The sequence below is a fragment of the Streptomyces sp. NPDC058308 genome (assembly GCF_042880275.1).
Taxonomy (GTDB): domain Bacteria; phylum Actinomycetota; class Actinomycetes; order Streptomycetales; family Streptomycetaceae; genus Streptomyces.
Map to the genome: position 1 here is coordinate 278569 of NZ_JBHVZA010000003.1, position 18183 is coordinate 296751.

The window sequence follows — 18183 nt, forward strand, 5'->3', positions numbered from 1 at the left end:
GAAGCGGCAGGGCAGTCCGCCGCATCACAACAGAAGCCCCACCCGGCCGGAGCACCGCGCAGCGCGGCACAGCTCAGCACGAGCCACCCCCCAAGGCGCCCACGCCGGCAACCGCCTCGCGCCGCAACCCCGCCGCCCTGCGCAGCGCCGCCACCGCCGGGTCCGCCGGATCGCCGGCCGTCCCCGCGGCCGCCGCGAGAACCTCCCCGATGGTCGTCAGACCGCCCAGCTCACCGCGGATCGAGCGCCCCAGGGACGTCACGTCGCCCTGCTCGCGGGCCCGGTCCCGGCAGTGGAAGGCCAGCTCGCAGGCGGCCAGGCACTCGGGCGCGTACGTCGCGGGGACCGACTCGACCGCCGCGGTCAGCTCGTCCGTGGAGCGCCGCACGTCGAACGTGGTGCCCTCAGGGAGCTCCGCCGCGATGTCCTCGACGCGCGCCAGGCGGTCCAGCTGGCGGCGGGTCACCGACAGCTGCTTGCGGACGTCGATCGCGGACGCCGTCGGGAGGTTCGAGAAGTCCTTGGGGCAGACCAGGAGGACGTGGTCCCGGACGCGGGGGGCCGGGTCCATGCGCGCGGCGACGCGCTCCAGCGCCAGTGCGTACACCGCGGCCTGACGCGCGGCCGCGCCCACCTTCGCCGCGTCCGCGGAACCGTCGATCATCGGGAAGGACTTGATCTCGACGACCGTCCAGGTGCCGTCCGGCTGGACCACCACGGCGTCCGGCTCCAGGAAGGCGGGCGTCCCCGCCACGTCCAGGGCCAGCATGGGATGGTCAAGGAGCGTCCAGCCCCCGGACCCGGTGGCCTCCCGCAGCGCGAGCGCGGTGCGGGCCGCGCGGCCCTCGGGGCCCGCCGCCGACAGGTCGGGCACGGCGGACTCGCCGGGCACCGGCTCGGGGCCGCCGCCCAGGCGCCCGTGGGTCAGCCGCAGCAGTTCGGCGCCGCCGTCGGCCTTGACCCGCGCCTCGAAGGCGTTGCCCCGGACGAACGCGAACTGGGACTGGCCGAAGCCCGAGGGCGAGCCGAGCGACTGCGCGAGCGCCGTCTTGTCCACGCCCGCGCCGTCGAGCAGCGCCCGCCGTCTGCACCCGGGGTTGGCCGCGAGCGCGGCCAGGGCACGGGCGTCCAGCGGCCGCGGGGGAAGGTCCGCGCCGCGCAGCTCAGTGAGCCGGTGCCGCAGCGCCGTCCCCGGCGTCGGCCGGTCGGCCGGCGTCGGCGGACCGGGCACTCGGCTCGGCTCCGGCGGCGGCACTCTGCTTGCGCTGTCGGGGAATTCGCTCACCCGTCGAAGTCTGGCACCCGGCACTGACAAGTGAGGACTCCGTGGCGGACGAGACCGGGGAGGACCGCAGGAAGCGTGCCCGCAGCCGGTCCGTCACGGGCTCCGCGAGGCGCTGCACGGGCCGTACGAGCAGCAGTCCGACACCCATCACGGCGCAGCCCGCGACCGCGTCGAGGAAGTAGTGGTTGGCGGTGCCCATCACCACGATCGTCGTGATGAGCGGGTAGGCGACGGCGGCCGCCCTGGTCAGCGGCGAGCGTCCGTAGCGCCACAGCATCACGCCGCACCACAGGGCCCACCCCACGTGCAGGCTGGGCATGGCCGCGTACTGGTTCGTCATCCCGCCCAGGCCGCGCGGCGCGCTCGCCTCACCGCCCCACCAGCCGAAGTCGCTGTACTGCGCCATGGAGTCGACGAAGCCGTGGCCCTTGCTCAGCAGCCGGGGAGGGCAGGTCGGCAGGAGCGTGAAGCCGACCAGGCCGATCATGGTGGAGATCATCAGCCAGGCGCGTGCGGCGCGGTAGTGGACCGCGCGGCTGCGGAACAGCCAGATCAGGACGGCCGGCGTGACGAGATAGTGCAGCGAGGCGTACCAGAAGTCCGCGGGGACGCCGATCCAGGAGTTGGCCGTGAAGAGACGGTTCAGCGGGCTCTCCGCGTTGATCCGCAGGAACCGCTCCACCCGGAGAATGCCCAGGCCGTGGTCGACCGCGCTGGCGACGTCACCCCGGACGACCAGCCGGCCGGCCGAGTACGCGGCGTACACCAGCACGATCAGCGGCAGCTCGGTCCACCAGCGAAGCCGGTGGACGGATATGCCCGTGGTGCCCGGCACGTCGGTCTTCGGCATCCGGTCGGTCCCCCATCGTCTCTGTTCATGCGGCGTCCACCGCGTTCATGCGGCGTATACCGCGGCCTCACTTTACGGCGTGCGCACAAGCCGCCGAGGCGTCCCCCGGCCGACTAAGACGCACAGATCGGCAGGTGGGTTGCCAGGCCGGGCGGGCGGGTGTTTCCGGGTGGGTGATGATGGAGGGGACAGGCACTCGCTGTCCGTAAAAGGCATCAAAAGTCCCGTCGGCGCAGGTGGCCGTGCGGGCACGCGTACGACTTGGAGAGGTCCCATGGCACCCCGCATCCTGCTGGCCCGGCACGGACAGACGGAATGGTCACTGTCCGGGAAGCACACCGGCAGGACCGACATCCCCCTCCTGGAGGAGGGCCGCCGCGGCGCCAAGCTCCTGGGCGAGCGACTGCACCGCGCGCCCTACGAGGGCCTGCCGGACGTCGAGGTGCGCACCAGCCCGCTCTCCCGCGCGCGGGAGACCTGTGAGATCGCCGGCTTCGGCGACCGCGCCACCACCTGGGACGCGCTCATGGAGTTCGACTACGGCGCGTACGACGGGATGACGCCCGCCGACATCCAGGCGGTCCGCCCCGGCTGGTTCATCTGGCGCGACGGCGTTCCCGGGGGAGAGACGCTGGAGCAGGTCGCCGCGCGCGCGGACGAGGTGGTCGAGTGGGCCAGGAGCGCCGACCGCGACGTGCTGGTCTTCGCGCACGGCCACATCCTGCGCGTCATCGGCGCCCGCTGGCTGGGGCTCGGCATCGAGTTCGCCGCCCGCGTCCGCCTCAGCCCGACGTCCCTCTCGACCCTGGGCTGGGCCTACGGAGAGCCCGCCGTCGAGTCGTGGAACGAGACGGGACACCTGTCCTAGGACGTCGCCCTGTCGGAAGAGCTCTAGGTCCTGTCGTCAAACTCCCGTCTGCCTCGCGGCGTCTGGCACGCACGCTCGCCGCGTTGTCGGGCTCATCCCGGTACGCCCAGTACCGGGATGACCCTCCGCCTTGCGACCGCACGCACCAGACGCCGCGAGGCCGCCCTCCGGGCGAACGACGCGAGTTTGACGACAGGGCCTAGACGGCGCGCGGCAGACAGGCGTGCCCCTCGAGGAACTCGCTCACCTCGGCGCTGCTGCGGTGCGGCAGGAGCACCCGCGCCGTCGTGGCCAGCATCGACTGGATGCGGGTGGACTGCACCTCGCCGAGGAGCGCGAGGACCCGGAGCCCCGCCGCCGCGGCCTCGTCGGGGTGGCCCGCGCGGGCCAGGTCGTCGGCGAGCTCGGCGGTGTAGAGGGCGATGTTCCGGGTGAACTGCGGGGTCTGCGCCGAGGCGACGTCCGCGGCGCGGCGCGCGTGTCCGGCGGCCCGCGCCCACTCGCCGAGGGCCGACCAGCACTGCGCCTCCAGACCCGCGAGTTCGGCCGCGCCGAAGAAGGTCATCCACTCCGGGTCGGCCTCGGCGGTCCCGCGGTCGAAGAGCGCGTGGGCGCGCGCGAGCGCCTGCTCGCAGTTGGAGCGGTCGCCGAGCCCGGCCCAGCCCCCGGCCTCCCGCAGCGCGATGAGCGAGAGCAGCCGGTGGGAGCCGAGCCGCCGGGCGGCGTGCGTGGCCGCCTGCGCCGCCCGCACCGACTCCCGGGGGCGTCCCGCGTCCCGCGCGAGGAAGGCCGTGTTGCAGAAGGCGTGCGCCTCCAGGGCGGCGTTCGAGGAGACCCGGGCGGTCGCGAGGGCCTCGGCGTAGTGCGAGCGGGCGTCGTCGAAGCGGCCCGAGTCGTGGGCCAGCCAGCCCACCGAGATGGCCAGCTCACCGGCGCCCGCGTACAGCCGGTCGGAGGTGGGCTGCCGGGTGGTGGTCCCCGCGTCGAGCAGGGTGTAGGCGGTGCGCAGGGGCGCGGCCGCCCGCCGGTAGAGGCCGGCGGCGCCGTGCCGGTCGTCGAGCAGCCTGATCTTGCGGACGGCCGCCTCGACCGCCCCGGCCTCGGCGTCGCCGACCCTGCGCCCGCGCAGGGCGGCCGCCTCTGCCGGGCCGCCCAGGGTGAGCCCGATGGGTCCGAGGGCCGCGGCCACGGTGGCTGTGGAGCCGGTCATGAATGCGCGACGCTGCACGTCGCTCTCCTCGTGGGTCTGGACCGCGTACGGATCGCAGGCGTGAGGGTCGGACCCGGACGGATGGGACTCGTACGAGTGGATCGTGGTCGGTGGCGGGTGGATCGTGGTCGGTGGCCGGCTCGTGGGGCCGGTCTCGCTCGTGCGGTGGACCGCAGGCGCGTCGGAGTCGGTGCGCACCCCCCTTCCGCGCACCAGGGCGCGGGGGGCGAATCCCAGGTCCGTCAGCGTCCGGCCCGGGAACATGTGCAGGAACACACGTTCGTAGGCGTAGTTGGGGCAGCGGATCTCGCCCGCCTCCACCCGCCCGACGTAGCGGGCGTCGCAGCTGACCCGCTCGCCGATCTCGCGTGCGGCCCGCCGCACCGCCGCGGCGAACTCGCCCGGCGAGCGCTGTCCGCGGAGTCTGCGGAAGGCGAGGTTGGGTCGTGGGGACTGAGTTGACGATGCCATCGGTGAGGACGCCATGGCCGGACCCTCTCGTGCGGATCGTGCCGGACGGTGCCCACGCTCGCGCACCGGGGCGCCGCGCCCGCACGCTGGTTACCGGCGGCGCTGCCCCTGTCCGGCAGGGCACGAACGTACCCGCTGTGACGGGGTCACCACGCCCAGTTCGCCTACAAACCGGATATCTCACCCCTGATCCGCCATGAACTGCCATCCTTTGCGGCGGCGTGCCGCAGTGCCTGTTGACGCCGCCGCGCGTTGAACCACGAGGAGCGGGAGCCAGGCGGAGCCCGCACTGGCGAGGAGGGGTCCCCTTGTTGGAGATCGGCACGGCGAACAGCGACTCCCGTACGAAGAGCGGCGCACCCCCGGCACCGGCGCACGACGCGTCCCCGGCATCCCTGACGACCGCACGGCACCGGCCAACCCAGGACAGCAGCGCCCCGCCAGGACCCGCCCCCTGCGACGACGAGTGCTGCGACCTCGTCACGGTCCCGGCAAGACAGGGTCTCGAAGCGGTCGACATCCTGCGCCGCGGCGCGGGCGACACCGTCGGCCCCGTCCTGCACGACGGGAGCTGCGACACCCTCGGCTTCCTGGTGCCGCCCGGCACCGCCGACGGCTGGGACCTGCCGGGCAGCGCCTGCACCCAGACCTTCGGACGCGGCATGAGCGTGTACGCGGAGCAGGCACCGGGCCCCAGCGGCCCCGTCGTCCCCGAGCCGCCGGTCGCGGGCACCGGCTGGCTGCTCCCGCCGGACGGCGAGACGGACCCGGTCACCGACCCGGCCGTCCTGCGGGCCGCGCTCGGCCAGGCCGCCCGCACCATCGAGGCCGCCGACAACTGCCGCTGAGCACCCTGCGCCACCGGCCGCCGGGCCGCCGGGCCCGCGTCAGCCGATAATGGCCGGATGGCAAGGAACAAGCGGTCGCGGGAAGCGCGGGAGGCCGTCGTCGAGAACGTCGACGGTGGACTCGCCGAGCTCATACCCGACCGGGACAGACCGCGCGCGTGGACCCTGCTCGTGGACGGCGCCCCGCAGTCGCACGTCGACCTCGACGACCCCGCGCACCTCGCCTTCGAGTACCAGCGCAGGCTCGGCCACATCGCCGACCTCGTCGCCCCGCCCGGCAAGCCGGTCCACGCCCTGCACCTCGGCGGCGGCGCCTTCACCCTCGCCCGCTACATAGCCGTGACCCGCCCCCGCTCCACCCAGCAGGTCGTCGAGCGCGACGCCGCGCTCGTCCGGCTGGTCCGCCGCGAACTGCCGCTCGACGCCCAGGCCCGCATACGGGTGCGCGGCGCCGACGCCCGCGAGGGCCTCGCCAGGATCGCCGACGGCTGGGCGGACCTCGTCGTCGCGGACGTCTTCAGCGGGGCACGCACCCCCGCGCACCTCACCAGCACGGAATTCCTCACCGACGTACGCAGGGTCCTGAAGCCCGGCGGCTACTACGCCGCCAACCTCGCCGACGGCCCGCCGCTCGCGCACCTGCGCGGCCAGATAGCCACCGCCGCCGCACTCTTCCCCGAACTTGCCCTCGTCGCCGACCCGGCGGTGCTGCGCGGCAAGCGCTTCGGCAACGCCGTGCTGGTCGGCTGCGACCGGGCGCTGCCCGTCGCCGAGCTGACCCGCCGCTGCGCGGGCGACCCGCACCCGGCCAGGGTCGAACACGGCCGTGGGCTCACGGACTTCAGCGGTGGGGCCGCGGCGGTCACGGACGCCGGCGCGGTCGCCTCGCCCGCGCCGCCCCCGTCGGTCTTCCGCTGACGGCGGCCCGGTCCGTACGTATCAGTACGTGTCGACATCCACCCGCGGCGCCGTGTCGTGCCAGGTGCAGAAGACCGAGACGTGGGCCGCGCCCCCGGTGAACTCCACCCGGATCCACTTGTCCTGCTTCCACGTCTGCACCGACCAGCCCGCCGCCGGAGTCGCCGAGACGAGCGTCGCGGAGTCCTTGGCGAGGTCGAAGACGACCCGCCCGCCATCGGTGTTGTAGCTCTTCACCGTGCCGGTGCTGGAACTCGTGGGCGGGGGCGAGGGCGGCTTGCCGGTGTGTTTCCGGGAGGGTCCGGGCGATTCCGGCAACTTCGAAGACTTGTGCGGCTTCGGGGACTTCGAGGGCTTCTCCGTGGGTGACGACGCCGGGCGGTGCGTCGAGGAGGCCAGCGGATCCGCGCGGTCCGCGCCGCCGTCGTCGCCCGCCAGCGGCAGGGCACGCGGCGGGTCGTAGGCGGTGCCCGCCATCACCGTGTGGACGCCCCACCAGGACAGCGTGACCGCCGCGCCGGTGGCGAACGACCACGCGATCGTGTGTACGAGACCTCTGTGCATCGCGGGCCATACTGCACCACGCGGCGACGCCGTGTCCCGTACGGTATTCGCTCTGGCGTCCGCAGGGGGACGGATGATCCAGGGAGGACCGCGTTCCTCCGTATGGCGTACGGTGCCGCCCATGGCAAGTGTGCTCGTCGTCGAGGATGACCAGTTCGTACGCTCCGCCCTCATCCGGCATCTGACCGAGGCATCGCACACCGTGCGCAGCGTCGGCACCGCCCTGGAGGCGCTGCGGGAGGTCGCCCATTTCCGTTTTGACGTGGTGATCCTGGATCTCGGCCTGCCCGACCTCGACGGGTCGGAGGCGCTGAAGATGCTGCGCGGCATCACGGACGTCCCGGTGATCATCGCGACCGCGCGGGACGACGAGACGGAGATCGTGCGCCTCCTGAACGACGGCGCGGACGACTACCTCACCAAGCCGTTCTCCGTGGAACACCTCTCGGCGCGCATGGCCGCCGTGCTGCGCCGCGCGCGCGTCCCCGCGGGCGAGGGGCCGCCGAGCGGCATCCTCCAGGTCGGCGGGCTCTCCATCGACCCGCTGCGGCGCCAGGCCGAACTGGACGGCGGACGGCTCGACCTGACCCGCCGCGAGTTCGACCTGCTCGCCTTCCTCGCCGGTCGGCCCGGTGTCGTCGTCCCGCGCAAGGAGCTGCTCGCCGAGGTCTGGCAGCAGAGTTACGGCGACGACCAGACCATCGACGTACATCTGTCGTGGCTGCGGCGGAAGTTGGGCGAAACGGCCGCCAGCCCGCGCTACCTCCACACCCTGCGGGGCGTCGGCGTCAAGCTGGAGCCGCCGCTGCCGGAGCCACCGCTGTGAGGTGGGCCCTCGTCAAGGTGTGTCTGGCCGTCACGACGATGGTCGTGGTCGCCTTCGCGGTGCCGCTCGGCCTCGTGGTCAAGGAGATGGCCAGGGACCGGGCCATCTCCAACGCGGAACGGCACGGCGCGGGCATGGGCCCCACGCTCTCCATCACCACCGACCGCGGGGAGCTCAACCGGGCCGTCGCCTCCTCCGAGGCGGGCGGCGAGGGACGGATGGCCGTGTACGTACCGGCCGTCGACGGTGCCCCCGCCTTCGAGGTCGGCGACCCGAGGGCCGAGGCGCGGGCCGTCGAGGCGACCCGCAAGGAAGGCCGGGCCAGGACGACCGAGGTCCCCGGCGGCTTCGTGGTCCTCCAGCCGACCGCGCTCAGTTCGGGCACGGCCGTCGTGGAGATCTACGTGCCCGAGGCCGAGGTCAGCAACGGCGTGACCACGGCGTGGGTGGTGCTCGCGGGCGTCGGCATCGCGCTCGTCATCGGCTCGGTGGCGGTCGCGGACCGGCTCGGCGTCCGCATGGTCCAGCCCGCCAGGCGCCTGGTGGGCGCCGCGCACGACCTCGGCGAGGGCAAGCTGGGGGCGCGGGTGCCGGAGGAGGGCCCGACCGAACTGCGGCTGGCCGCGGTGGCGTTCAACTCGATGGCCGACCAGGTGGTCCAACTCCTCGCCAACGAACGGGAGCTGGCGGCCGACCTCTCCCACCGGCTGCGTACGCCGCTGACCGTCCTGCGGCTCAACGCGGCCTCGCTCGGCGAAGGGCCCGCGGCCGAACAGACCCGCACCGCGGTCGAGACGCTGGAGCGCGAGGTCGACACGATCATCCGCACCGCGCGCGAGGCCAAACCGCAGACGGCGACGGTAGGACCCGGCACGGGCTGCGACGCGGCCGAGGTGATCAGGGAGCGGATGGCCTTCTGGTCGGCGCTCGCCGAGGACGAGGGGCGCGAGGTCCGGGTGGCGGGCGTCGACCGCCCGGTCCGGATACCCGTGGCCCGCCCCGAACTCATCGCCGCGCTCGACGCGTTGCTCGGCAACGTCTTCCGGCACACGGGCGAAGGCACCGCCTTCTCGGTGGACCTCCACAGCGGCGAGGACGCGGTGATCGTCCTGGTCTCCGACGCGGGGCCCGGCATCGCCGATCCCGAGGCCGCGCTGGCCCGGGGCGCGGGCTCCGGCGAGGACGGCTCCACGGGCCTCGGCCTCGACATCGTGCGCCGCCTCGCCGAGTCGACGGGCGGCGACGTGCGCGTCGGCAGCTCGGTCCTCGGCGGTACGGAGGTCCGCATCTGGATCCAGCTGGGCGCGCGCCGCCCGGGCGAGGCCCGGCGGGGACACCGCGGAGCCGCGGTACGCCGCCGCAAGCGCACGGCCGCCCCGAGCTGACGGCCACGGGCCCCGCCGCCCGCCACCATGGAAACCACGCACCATCATGGAAACCACGCGGCGTCAGTCGCCCGCGGCCAGGTCCAGGGTCCACCACGGCCCGCCGGAGCCGTCCACGACGCCGACGCCCGCGTGCGTGTAGGCGCAGTTGAGGACGACGGTGCGGTGGGAGGGGCTGTCCACCCACAGGTCGACGGCGGCGTTCGGCGTGCGGGCCCCGGACGCGATGACCTCGCCGGCCATCCGGGGGCGGTATCCGGCGTCCCGCACCCGGTCGATCGGCCGGCTGCCGTCCGCGCCCGTATGGGTGAGCCGCTCGCGCCGGGCCATCTCGGCGCTGTGCTCGCGGGCGGCCCGGCTGAGGGAGTCCAGGAGATGGACGGGTGAGCATCCGGCCCTGGCACGGTGCCGGTTGATCTCCTCGACCACGTCGGCGGCCGGGCCTGCCCGGTGTCGGTGTGCGGGCGGGGTGGACGGAAGCGGTGCGGCCCAGGCGGTCGACGGGCAGGCCAGCAGGGCGGCGAGGAGGACGACCCCTCTGCCAAGCGTTTCTCTGCGCGCTCGGGTCATTTTTCCCTTTCTCTCCTTTCCTGTGATGCGCTTTTGTGTGATGCGCCTTTGCCTGACGGGATCTTTAATCGGTCCCGATCCCTTCCTTAAGCGCACCCTAAGATCCTCGGCCCGGGTCCCGCATGCCCGGTTTGTCCGTTCTCGCGCGGCTAGCGTGCTGCCGCACCCCCACCCCCGTACAGCGAAGGCAGGCACGCGATGAGCAGCACGCACCGGCGCACGGTGAGCACCCGTTCCAAGGTCATAGGGGGGCTCGTCGCCGCGTCGCTCGTCGGCGGCGGGGCCTTCCTCTTCTCCGGGACGGCCCTCGCGACCAAGGCACCGGCCCCGGCGAAGAAGGCCCCCGCCGCCAAGGCCGCGGCCAAGTTCGCCCCTTTCGTGGACACCTCCCTCACCCCCGCCCACGACCTCGTGGACACCGCCACGAAGACCGGCGTCAAGGAGTTCAACCTCGCCTTCATCACCTCCGGCGGCAGCTGTGAGCCGCTCTGGGGCGGCACCGGAGCTCTCGGCGACGACAAGGTGGCCTCGCAGATCGGCGCCCTGCGCGCCAAGGGAGGCGACGTCCGCGTCTCTTTCGGCGGCGCGGCGGGCTCCGAGCTGGGCCTGAAGTGCGACAGCGCCGCCTCGCTCGCCAAGGCGTACGGCAAGGTCGTCGACGCGTACAAGCTGACGAAGGTCGACTTCGACATCGAGGGCGCCGCCCTGCCGGACACCGCGGCCAACACGCGGCGCGCCCAGGCGATCGCCCGGATCCAGAAGCAACACCCCGGCCTGGACGTCTCGTTCACGCTCCCCGTGATGCCCGAGGGCCTCACCCAGCCCGGTGTCGAGCTGCTCGCCAACGCGAAGAAGAACGGCGTCAAGACCGCCACCGTCAACATCATGGCCATGGACTACGGCCCCTCCTACAGCGGCGACATGGGCACGTACGCCGTGCGGGCCGCCACCGCCACGCAGAAGCAGGTCAAGACCGCGCTCGGGCTCTCCGACGCGGCCGCGTGGAAGGCCGTCGCGGTCACGCCGATGATCGGCGTCAACGACGTCGCGGCCGAGGTGTTCAAGGTCGAGGACGCCGGTCAGCTCGTGAAGTTCGCCGAGGATAAGGGGCTCGGCGGCCTTTCGATGTGGTCCTCGACGCGCGACAAGGCGTGCCCGGGCGGCGCCGCCAACTCCGCGCAGCCGACGTGCAGTTCGGTCGAGCAGGCGCCACTGGCGTTCACGAAGGCGTTCGCCGCGTACAAGTAGGGCCCCGCGCGCCGCATGGGCGCGGCTGGTCGTCGCCGGCGCCGCCCTCGCTCACTCCAGGTCGGTGCCCGGGGGCAGCTCGCCGGACGCGACGACCTTCGCGTACCAGTGGGCGCTGGACTTCGGGGTGCGGGCCAGCGTGGCGTAGTCGACGTGCACCGCACCGAAGCGCTTGCTGTAGCCGTACGCCCACTCGAAGTTGTCGAGCAGCGACCAGAGGTAGTAGCCACGCACGTCCGCGCCCTCCGCGACCGCCTCGTGCACCGCGGCGAGGTGGCCGTGCAGGTAGCGGATGCGCTCGGGGTCGTGGACCGTGCCGCCCGCGTCGGGCTCGTCGTCGTAGGCCGCCCCGTTCTCCGTCACGTAGAGCGGAAGCCCCGGGGCCTGAGCGGTGTACTCAAGGAGGAGGTCCTTCAGGCCGGTCGGGTCCACCGGCCAGCCCATGGCGGTGAGTTCACCGGGCGCCCGGTGGAAGGAGACGTGCTCGTCGGCGCCCGGCCAGGGGGAGTGGCTGCTCGCGCCGTGACCGTCGGGGCGCGGCCCGACGGCGGCGTCGGCGGGGGCGGCCGACACGACAGAGGGGGCGTAGTAGTTGATGCCGAGGAAATCGAGTGGGTGGTGGGCGGTGCGCAGGTCGTTGTCCCGGACGAACGACCAGTCCGTGACGCCCGCGGTGTCCGCCAGCAGGTCGTCGTCGTACCTGCCGTGCAGCATGGGCCCGGTGAAGACGCGGTTGGCCAGCGCGTCGATGCGGCGCCGTGCGTCCTGGTCGGCGGCCGACGCGGTGAGCGGACGCACCGCGCTCGGGTTGAGGCTGACGCCGATCCGGGCGCGGCGCGGCAGCCCGTCGCGCAGCGCCTGTGCGCCCAGGCCGTGCGCGAGGTTGAGGTGGTGAGCCGCGCGCAGGGCGGCGGCGGGGTCGGTGCGGCCCGGGGCGTGCACCCCCGAGCCGTAGCCGAGGAAGGCGCTGCACCACGGCTCGTTGAGCGTCGACCACATCTCCACCCGGTCCCCGAGCGCGCCGGCGACGATCCCCGCGTACTCCGCGAAGCGGTAGGCGGTGTCCCGCTCCGGCCAGCCGCCGCCCGCCGCCGAGCCGCTGGGGAAGGCGTCCTCCAGCTCCTGCGGCAGGTCCCAGTGGTAGAGGGTCACCATCGGCTGGATGCCGTGCGCGAGCAGTTCGTCGACGAGCGAGCGGTAGAAGTCCAGGCCGCGCTGGACGGCGGGCCCGCGCCCGGTGGGCTGCACCCGCGACCACGACACCGAGAAGCGGTAGGCGGACAGGCCCAGGTCCGCCATGAGCCGCACGTCCTCGCGCCACCGGTGGTAGTGGTCGACGGCGACGTCCCCGGTGTCGCCGCCCAGCACCTTGCCCGGCGTATGGCTGAACGTGTCCCAGATGGAGGGCGTGCGGCCGTCCTCCCGCACGGCCCCCTCGATCTGGTAAGCGGCGGTCGCGGCGCCCCACAGGAAGCCGGGCGGAAAGGCGGCCTTCGCGGGGGTCGGGTTCGCGGAGGTCAGAGACATAGGAGCGCTCCCATGAGTCGTGCGGAAAGGGGGAGTTGACGAGTCGTCCTGGCGGGGGAGCGGGCTCAGCCCTTGACCGCGCCCTGCATGATCCCGCCCACGATCTGCTTGCCGAACAGCACGAAAGCGAGCAGCAGCGGCAACGTGCCGAGCAGCGCGCCCGCCATGATCACGGACTGGTCGGGGATGGTGCCGCGGCCGAGCCCGGCGAGTGCCACCTGCACGGTCGGCTCGCCCTCCTGGGTCAGGGCGATGATCGGCCAGAAGAAGTCGTTCCACGCCATGACGAAGGTGAGCATGGCGAGGACCGCCATCGCGGGACGCGCGGCCGGGAAGACCACGTGCCAGATCACGCGCCAGCTGCTCGCGCCGTCCATCCGGGCCGCTTCGATCAGTTCGGTGGGCAGCGCCTGCGAGAGGTACTGCCGCATGAAGAACACCCCGAAGGCGCTGACCAGGGTGGGCAGGACGACGGACTGCAGCTGGTCGGTCCAGCCGAGGTCCGCCACGACCATGAACAGCGGCACGACGCTGAGCTGGGGCGGCACCATCATCGTGCCGATCACGAGCAGCAGCAGGAGGCCACGGAAGCGGAAGCGGAGCTTGGCGAAGGCGAAGCCCGCGAGCGTCGAGAAGAGCACGGTGCCGACGGTGATGGAGCCGGCCACCACCAGCGTGTTGAGGAGGGCCGTGCCCATGTTGGCGTCGGTCCAGGCGATCTCCAGGTTCTTGAAGAGATTGCCGCCGAACCAGAAGGGAGGAGGGGTCTGGGCGAGCCGGGTGTTGTCGCGCGAGGCCGCGATCGCGGTCCACACCAGCGGAAAGAGCGAGCCGACGGTGAACAGGATCAGCACGGCGTAGGTCACCTTGCCGCCGTGCAGCTGGCGCCCGGCGCCGCGCTTGCCCGTGCGGCCCGCGCCCCGCGTGCGCTCGGTGCCCTTCGCGGCCGGCTCGCGGGATCCGGTGGACAGAGTGGTGGTCACGTCATCCCCTCACGCGTTCTTGCGGAGCCGGCGGCCGATGGCCCAGTTGACGAGGCCGATCAGCACGAGAATCAGGAACATCGTCCAGGCGATCGCCGAGGACCGGCCCAGGTGCTGGTTGAACCAGCCCTGCTCGTAGAGGTAGAGGCCGAGCGTCTGGAACTGGTGGTCGGAGCCGCCGGTGGGGCTCGCGCCCTGGCTGAACAGCAGCGGCTCACCGAAGAGCTGGGTCGCCCCGATCGTCGAGACGACACAGGTGAACAGGATCGTCGGCCGCAGCGAGGGGATCGTGACGTGCCGGAACTGCTGCCACCGGCTCGCGCCGTCCAGCGCCGCGGACTCGTACAGGTCGTGCGAGATGGCCTGCATCGCGGCCAGATAGATGAGCGCGTTGTAGCCCGTCCACCGCCAGATCACGATGGAGGAGACGGCGAACTGCGCGGTCCAGTCGCCGTTCTGCCAGTCGACCGCGTCGATGCCGGCCAGGCCGAGCCCCCAGTTGATCATTCCGTGGTCGGTGCGGCTGAACATCAGCACGAAGACCAGCGTCGCCGCGGCCACCGACGTGGCGTACGGCGTGAGGATCGCGACCCGGAAGAACATCGAGCCGCGCAGCCGGTAGTTGAGGAGGTGGGCCAGGCCCAGCGCCATCAGGAGCTGGGGCACGGTCGAGAGGAGACCGATGGTGAAGGTGTTGCGCAGCGCGTTCCAGAAGAACTCGTCGTCCCAGAGCCGGGTGAAGTTGCGCAGCCCCACCCACTCCATGTCGGTGGGCGCGCCGAGCTCCACGCGGTGCAGCGAGGCCCATCCCGTATAGAGCAGCGGGAAGAGCCCGAAGGCGAGGAAGAAGAGGAAGAAGGGGGCGATGAGGGCGTAGGGACTCCACTTGACGTCCCAGCGGTAGCGGCGGCTGCGCCGTGCCCGGCGGCGCTCCTCGGCGGGGTCCGCCGACCGGGTGGGCGCCCCGGCGCGGGGGGCCGCGCCCTCCTCTCCCGGGGAGGGCACGGCGGTGGTGGCGTCGCTCGTCATCCCGGTCACTGGTCCAAAGCGTTGTCGATCGTCCGCACGGCCTTGTCCCAGGCCTTGTCGGGAGCGGTTCCCTTCTGGTCGACGCCGAGCATCCCGGTGTCGGCCAGGTACTGGGAGATGATTCCGTCCTTGGGGCCGATGGGCTGGAGCGGCACGCCCTCGGCGGCCTTGGAGAAGATCTTTCCTACGGGCGCGTTGCCGAAGTAGGGGTTCTTGGCGTCCTTCACCTCGGGCAGGTCGTACGCGGCGTCGGCGCTCGGGAAGCTGGCCCGCTCGTCGAAGAGCGTGGCGAGCTGCTTGGGCTCGGTCAGCCAGGCGGCGAGCTTGGCGGCCTCCTCCTTGTTCTTGCCCGCCTCGGGGACGGTGAGGAAGGAGCCGCCCCAGTTGCCGGGCCGGGGGGAGGGGGCGACGTCCCACTTGTCCTCGCCCTTGTCGCCCGCCTTGTCCTTGATGTAGCCGAGCATCCAGGGCGGGCAGGTGAGGGTGGCGAAGGAGCCGTTGGAGATGGCCTGGTCCCAACTGGGCTGGAACTGCTGGAGCTTGGCGGTCAGCCCGGCCTCGGCGAACTCGGCCGCGAGGTCCCAGCCCTCCTTCACCGCGGGGCTGTCCTTGTAGATGAGCTCCCCGTCCTTGTCGTAGAACTTCTCCTTGCCCGAGGCGTGCACGGCCGCCATCACGCCCGTCGCGCCGTCCACGAAGGAGGTGCCCTCGGGGGCCTTGGCCTGGTAACGCTTGCCCGCCGCGAGGTACTTGTCCCAGTCACCGGCCCAGAGCTTGCCGACCTCCTCGCGGTCGGCCGGCAGTCCGGCCTTCTTGAAGAGGTCCTTGCGGTAGCAGATGCCGGTCGGGCCGATGTCGGTGCCGAGCCCGATCGTCTTGCCGTCCTTGCTGGTGCCCTGCTGCCACTTCCAGTCCAGGAAATCGTTCTTGTCCACGCCGCCGGCCTTGCCGAGGTCCATCAGCTTGCCGGAGTGCGTGGTGGTCAGTTCGGCGATGTTGCCGACCTCGACGGCCTGGATGTCGGAGAGGCCGCTGCCGCTGCTGAGGTGGGTGAGCAGCGCGGGCCAGTAGTTCTCGTTGCGCTGCACGGAGTTCTGCTTGATCTTGATGTCCGGGTGGAGCTTCTCGTACTCCTTGTACAGACCGGCCTCCTGGAGGCCGAAGGCTCCGAAGACGCCGATCGTGAGCGTCGTCCTGCCCTTGCCGCCTCCTCCACCGCCGCCCGAGGAGCCTCCCGGCTCGTCGCCGTCGTCGGCGCAGCCGACCAGCAGGCCGGCCGCGAGGGCGGTGACGGCCGCTAGAACGGTCACCTTGCGGTACGTACGGGTCCTGTGGCGCATGACGTCCTCCTCATGCCCTGACGTGCCGACCGCCCTCGGCCAACCGGGAAGCCGCGACGGCGAGTTGGCCCTGTCGGAGGTGGGCGGGGAACGTGCGGGTCGTGTAAGAGCCAGGTACGGTGGGAGCGCTCCCATGTGTGATGTCTTGAAGAGTCGCGGCTCTCCGCGGGGGTGTCAAGGCGACGGACGCCAAGAGTTGAAGGCAGTCGGCGGGCGGTGCCCGGGGCGGGCCAGGACCGGCGGCCGGCCGCGGACCGGCTGTTACATTCGCGTCGTTGGGAGGCACAGATGGGGACTGGTCAGCCCAGGGGCCGGGGCGGGGGGCGGCCCACGCTCGAGGAGGTCGCGGCCCGCGCGGGAGTCGGCCGGGGCACCGTGTCCCGGGTGATCAACGGCTCGCCGCGGGTGAGTGAACGCACCCGGGCGGCCGTCGAGGAGGCGGTGGCCGAACTCGGCTATGTTCCGAACACGGCGGCGCGCGCGCTCGCCGCCAATCGCACGGACTCGATCGCCGTCGTCGTGCCCGAGCCGGAGTCGCGCTTCTTCGCCGAGCCGTACTTCTCGGACATCATCCACGGCGTGGGCCAGGCCCTCGCCGACACCGACATGCAGCTCCTGCTCACCTTCGCGGGCGGCGACCGGGAGCGCAGGCGGCTCGCCCAGTACCTGGCCGCGCACCGGGTGGACGGCGTCCTGCTCGTCTCCGCGCACGCCGACGACCCGCTGCCCGACCTCCTGGAGCAGCTGGAGATCCCCGCGGTGATCAGCGGCCGCAGATCGGCGGACGAGACGCTGGCCTCGGTGGACTCGGACAACTTCGCGGGGGCGCGGGCGGCCGTCGACCACCTCGTGGCCCGCGGCCGCCGCACCATAGCGACGATCACGGGACGCCTCGACGTGTACGGCGCCCAGCGCCGCCTGGACGGTTACCGGGACGCCCTGGAGCGCGCGGGGCGACCGGCCGACGAGGCGTTGATCGTGCAGGGCGACTTCACGGAGGAGGGCGGTCGCCGTGCGATGGCCGAACTCCTGGCACGTGCCCCGGCCCTGGACGCGGTCTTCGCGGGCTCGGACGTGATGGCGGCGGGCGCGCGTCAGGTGCTGCGCACGGCGGGCCGTCGCATACCGCAGGACGTGGCGCTGATCGGCTTCGACGACTCGGCGATCGCCCGCCACATGGACCCCCCGCTGACGAGCGTGCGGCAGCCGATCACGGAGATGGGCCGCGCGATGACGGAGCTCCTGCTCGCGGAGATCGCATCGGTCGCGGAGGACGGCGGCAGCGCTCCGGCGGGCGGCGGCGCAGCTCGGGCGGGCGGCGGTGGAACTCGGGCGGGCGGCCGTCACGGGCGCCGTCCGCAGATCGTGCTGCCCACGGAGCTGGTGGAGCGGGCGTCGTCCTGAGCCGCGACGGCGGCGGCCGCTGTGCCCCGTAGGTGAGCCCCCGACTCGCGGTCGAGTCGGGGGCTTCGCGCTGCGACCGGTCTCAGTTGTGGTCGTTGGTGCAGGTGCTGTTGGAGGCCGGGTTCAGCAGCGCGAGGATGTCCACGGTGTCGCCACAGGCGTTGATCGGGACGGTGACCGGCACCTGGATGTTGTCGCCGGAGAGGATGCCGGGGCTGTCGCCGGTCTGGGCGGTCGGCCCGTCGTCGGCCAGTGCCTGCCCGGCACCTCCCATGACGGCCAGACCGGACAGCAGCACAGCGGCGGTGAGAACACGGGCACGACGCATGGAGGACCTCCAAGGGTTCGGGGACGCGTGCGAATTCAGCTCATCGCAGCCCCGGCCCTTCCGCGACCGGTGACGGCCATACGGACCAAGGCCCGTATCGGGGGGTACTCGGGGAACCATGAATCTGTCGAAGCCGGTGAAGACCGCATTGACCGTCGTGGTGATGTACGCCATCTGTGTACCGCTCCTGCACTACCGGCGCGACGGCATGGACTGGGGCTCCGCGCTGCTCGTCGGGGTCGTGGTCACGCCGTTGGCCCTGATGCTCACCTGGGTCAGGGATCGGCTGAACGGCAAGGCGCAGCGAGCGGGGCTGCGGTGGCGGGAGCGACGGCAGAGCGGTGGCTGACCTGCCGCTTGTGGGGGTCCGGTGGTCTCGGCGATGCAGCCGGGCCCGGACCGGCGCTGTCCGCTTCATGGCTGGAAGCGCATCGCGCGAGTTTTCGCCAGGTTTGTCAATCGGGTCGCGGTAATGAGCTGAATTGCCAAGATGACTGCTGTCCCGCCCGGCTCCGGTGAGGGGCTGCCG

General features: G+C 72.6%; 17 protein-coding genes and 1 pseudogene. 8 read left to right on the top strand and 10 right to left on the bottom strand.

From position 1 onward, the window contains the following. Positions 1-73: 73 nt before the first annotated feature. Together ACFVYL_RS06715 and ACFVYL_RS06720 are read right to left on the bottom strand one after the other, a co-directional pair. Positions 74-1231, bottom strand: a complete 1158-nt coding sequence (locus ACFVYL_RS06715) for a hypothetical protein (RefSeq protein WP_389713352.1) — start codon at positions 1229-1231, stop codon at positions 74-76. Beyond that, a complete protein-coding gene (locus tag ACFVYL_RS06720; RefSeq protein ID WP_389713353.1) occupies positions 1164-2135 on the bottom strand; it encodes a phosphatase PAP2 family protein in 972 nt (323 codons plus the stop codon). Before ACFVYL_RS06720 ends, ACFVYL_RS06715 begins: the two co-directional genes overlap by 68 nt. 274 nt (positions 2136-2409) lie before the next feature. On the opposite strand from ACFVYL_RS06720, the gene ACFVYL_RS06725 reads away from it, so the two are divergent. After that, complete coding sequence (locus ACFVYL_RS06725) at positions 2410-3003, top strand: histidine phosphatase family protein (RefSeq protein ID WP_389713354.1); 594 nt, start codon at positions 2410-2412, stop codon at positions 3001-3003. A gap of 199 nt (positions 3004-3202) precedes the next feature. Here ACFVYL_RS06725 and ACFVYL_RS06730 read toward each other — a convergent pair whose 3' ends face one another. Then, a complete protein-coding gene (locus ACFVYL_RS06730; RefSeq protein WP_389713355.1) occupies positions 3203-4699 on the bottom strand; it encodes a tetratricopeptide repeat protein in 1497 nt (498 codons plus the stop codon). Between the two features lie 380 nt (positions 4700-5079). Here ACFVYL_RS06730 and ACFVYL_RS06735 point away from each other — a divergent pair, with 380 nt between their 5' ends. Further along, positions 5080-5532, top strand: a complete 453-nt coding sequence (locus ACFVYL_RS06735; protein ID WP_389713506.1) for a hypothetical protein — start codon at positions 5080-5082, stop codon at positions 5530-5532. Between the two features lie 57 nt (positions 5533-5589). Continuing rightward, positions 5590-6450 (top strand): spermidine synthase, encoded by an 861-nt coding sequence (locus ACFVYL_RS06740; protein ID WP_389713356.1) that lies wholly within the window; start codon positions 5590-5592, stop codon positions 6448-6450. 21 nt (positions 6451-6471) lie between these two features. On the opposite strand, the gene ACFVYL_RS06745 is transcribed toward ACFVYL_RS06740, so the two are convergent. Beyond that, complete coding sequence (locus ACFVYL_RS06745; protein WP_389713357.1) at positions 6472-7014, bottom strand: hypothetical protein; 543 nt, start codon at positions 7012-7014, stop codon at positions 6472-6474. A 121-nt stretch (positions 7015-7135) separates the two neighbouring features. Between ACFVYL_RS06745 and ACFVYL_RS06750 the strand changes: the two genes are divergently transcribed. Then, complete coding sequence (locus tag ACFVYL_RS06750; RefSeq protein ID WP_389713358.1) at positions 7136-7840, top strand: response regulator transcription factor; 705 nt, start codon at positions 7136-7138, stop codon at positions 7838-7840. After that, complete coding sequence (locus tag ACFVYL_RS06755) at positions 7837-9225, top strand: sensor histidine kinase (RefSeq protein WP_389713359.1); 1389 nt, start codon at positions 7837-7839, stop codon at positions 9223-9225. The genes ACFVYL_RS06750 and ACFVYL_RS06755 overlap by 4 nt, the downstream gene beginning before the upstream one ends. Before the next feature lie 63 nt (positions 9226-9288). Here ACFVYL_RS06755 and ACFVYL_RS06760 read toward each other — a convergent pair whose 3' ends face one another. Next, positions 9289-9795: a CAP domain-containing protein gene (locus tag ACFVYL_RS06760; RefSeq protein ID WP_389713360.1), complete on the bottom strand. Its 507-nt coding sequence runs from the start codon at positions 9793-9795 to the stop codon at positions 9289-9291. Positions 9796-10089: 294 nt separating this feature from the next. On the opposite strand from ACFVYL_RS06760, the pseudogene ACFVYL_RS06765 reads away from it, so the two are divergent. Then, a pseudogene (locus ACFVYL_RS06765) lies at positions 10090-11043 on the top strand (chitinase); the annotation flags it as partial. A gap of 51 nt (positions 11044-11094) precedes the next feature. On the opposite strand, the gene ACFVYL_RS06770 reads toward ACFVYL_RS06765, so the two are convergent. The 4 genes from ACFVYL_RS06770 to ACFVYL_RS06785 form a co-directional block, all read right to left on the bottom strand. Further along, a complete protein-coding gene (locus ACFVYL_RS06770; RefSeq protein WP_389713361.1) occupies positions 11095-12570 on the bottom strand; it encodes a GH1 family beta-glucosidase in 1476 nt (491 codons plus the stop codon). A gap of 65 nt (positions 12571-12635) precedes the next feature. Then, positions 12636-13553, bottom strand: a complete 918-nt coding sequence (locus ACFVYL_RS06775) for a carbohydrate ABC transporter permease (protein ID WP_389713363.1) — start codon at positions 13551-13553, stop codon at positions 12636-12638. 9 nt (positions 13554-13562) lie between these two features. Then, positions 13563-14582 (bottom strand): carbohydrate ABC transporter permease, encoded by a 1020-nt coding sequence (locus ACFVYL_RS06780; RefSeq protein WP_389713507.1) that lies wholly within the window; start codon positions 14580-14582, stop codon positions 13563-13565. A 5-nt stretch (positions 14583-14587) separates the two neighbouring features. Beyond that, positions 14588-15922: an ABC transporter substrate-binding protein gene (locus ACFVYL_RS06785; RefSeq protein WP_389713364.1), complete on the bottom strand. Its 1335-nt coding sequence runs from the start codon at positions 15920-15922 to the stop codon at positions 14588-14590. Positions 15923-16210: 288 nt separating this feature from the next. On the opposite strand from ACFVYL_RS06785, the gene ACFVYL_RS06790 reads away from it, so the two are divergent. After that, a complete protein-coding gene (locus ACFVYL_RS06790; RefSeq protein ID WP_389713366.1) occupies positions 16211-17326 on the top strand; it encodes a LacI family DNA-binding transcriptional regulator in 1116 nt (371 codons plus the stop codon). A gap of 82 nt (positions 17327-17408) precedes the next feature. Here ACFVYL_RS06790 and ACFVYL_RS06795 read toward each other — a convergent pair whose 3' ends face one another. After that, complete coding sequence (locus tag ACFVYL_RS06795; RefSeq protein ID WP_389713368.1) at positions 17409-17654, bottom strand: chaplin; 246 nt, start codon at positions 17652-17654, stop codon at positions 17409-17411. 118 nt (positions 17655-17772) lie between these two features. Here ACFVYL_RS06795 and ACFVYL_RS06800 point away from each other — a divergent pair, with 118 nt between their 5' ends. Then, positions 17773-18003: a hypothetical protein gene (locus tag ACFVYL_RS06800; RefSeq protein ID WP_389713369.1), complete on the top strand. Its 231-nt coding sequence runs from the start codon at positions 17773-17775 to the stop codon at positions 18001-18003. Positions 18004-18183 lie beyond the last annotated feature (180 nt).

Excerpts from the sequence above, each read along its gene's own strand:
- ACFVYL_RS06800 (WP_389713369.1), top strand. The coding sequence starts at position 17,773 with ATGAATCTGTCGAAGCCGGTGAAGACCGCATTGACCGTCGTGGTGATG.
- ACFVYL_RS06720 (WP_389713353.1), bottom strand. The coding sequence starts at position 2,135 with ATGCCGAAGACCGACGTGCCGGGCACCACGGGCATATCCGTCCACCGG.
- ACFVYL_RS06760 (WP_389713360.1), bottom strand. The coding sequence starts at position 9,795 with ATGACCCGAGCGCGCAGAGAAACGCTTGGCAGAGGGGTCGTCCTCCTC.
- ACFVYL_RS06750 (WP_389713358.1), top strand. The coding sequence starts at position 7,136 with ATGGCAAGTGTGCTCGTCGTCGAGGATGACCAGTTCGTACGCTCCGCC.
- ACFVYL_RS06790 (WP_389713366.1), top strand. The coding sequence starts at position 16,211 with ATGGGGACTGGTCAGCCCAGGGGCCGGGGCGGGGGGCGGCCCACGCTC.
- ACFVYL_RS06770 (WP_389713361.1), bottom strand. The coding sequence starts at position 12,570 with ATGTCTCTGACCTCCGCGAACCCGACCCCCGCGAAGGCCGCCTTTCCG.
- ACFVYL_RS06785 (WP_389713364.1), bottom strand. The coding sequence starts at position 15,922 with ATGCGCCACAGGACCCGTACGTACCGCAAGGTGACCGTTCTAGCGGCC.
- ACFVYL_RS06745 (WP_389713357.1), bottom strand. The coding sequence starts at position 7,014 with ATGCACAGAGGTCTCGTACACACGATCGCGTGGTCGTTCGCCACCGGC.
- ACFVYL_RS06725 (WP_389713354.1), top strand. The coding sequence starts at position 2,410 with ATGGCACCCCGCATCCTGCTGGCCCGGCACGGACAGACGGAATGGTCA.
- ACFVYL_RS06795 (WP_389713368.1), bottom strand. The coding sequence starts at position 17,654 with ATGCGTCGTGCCCGTGTTCTCACCGCCGCTGTGCTGCTGTCCGGTCTG.
- ACFVYL_RS06730 (WP_389713355.1), bottom strand. The coding sequence starts at position 4,699 with ATGGCGTCCTCACCGATGGCATCGTCAACTCAGTCCCCACGACCCAAC.
- ACFVYL_RS06740 (WP_389713356.1), top strand. The coding sequence starts at position 5,590 with ATGGCAAGGAACAAGCGGTCGCGGGAAGCGCGGGAGGCCGTCGTCGAG.
- ACFVYL_RS06780 (WP_389713507.1), bottom strand. The coding sequence starts at position 14,582 with ATGACGAGCGACGCCACCACCGCCGTGCCCTCCCCGGGAGAGGAGGGC.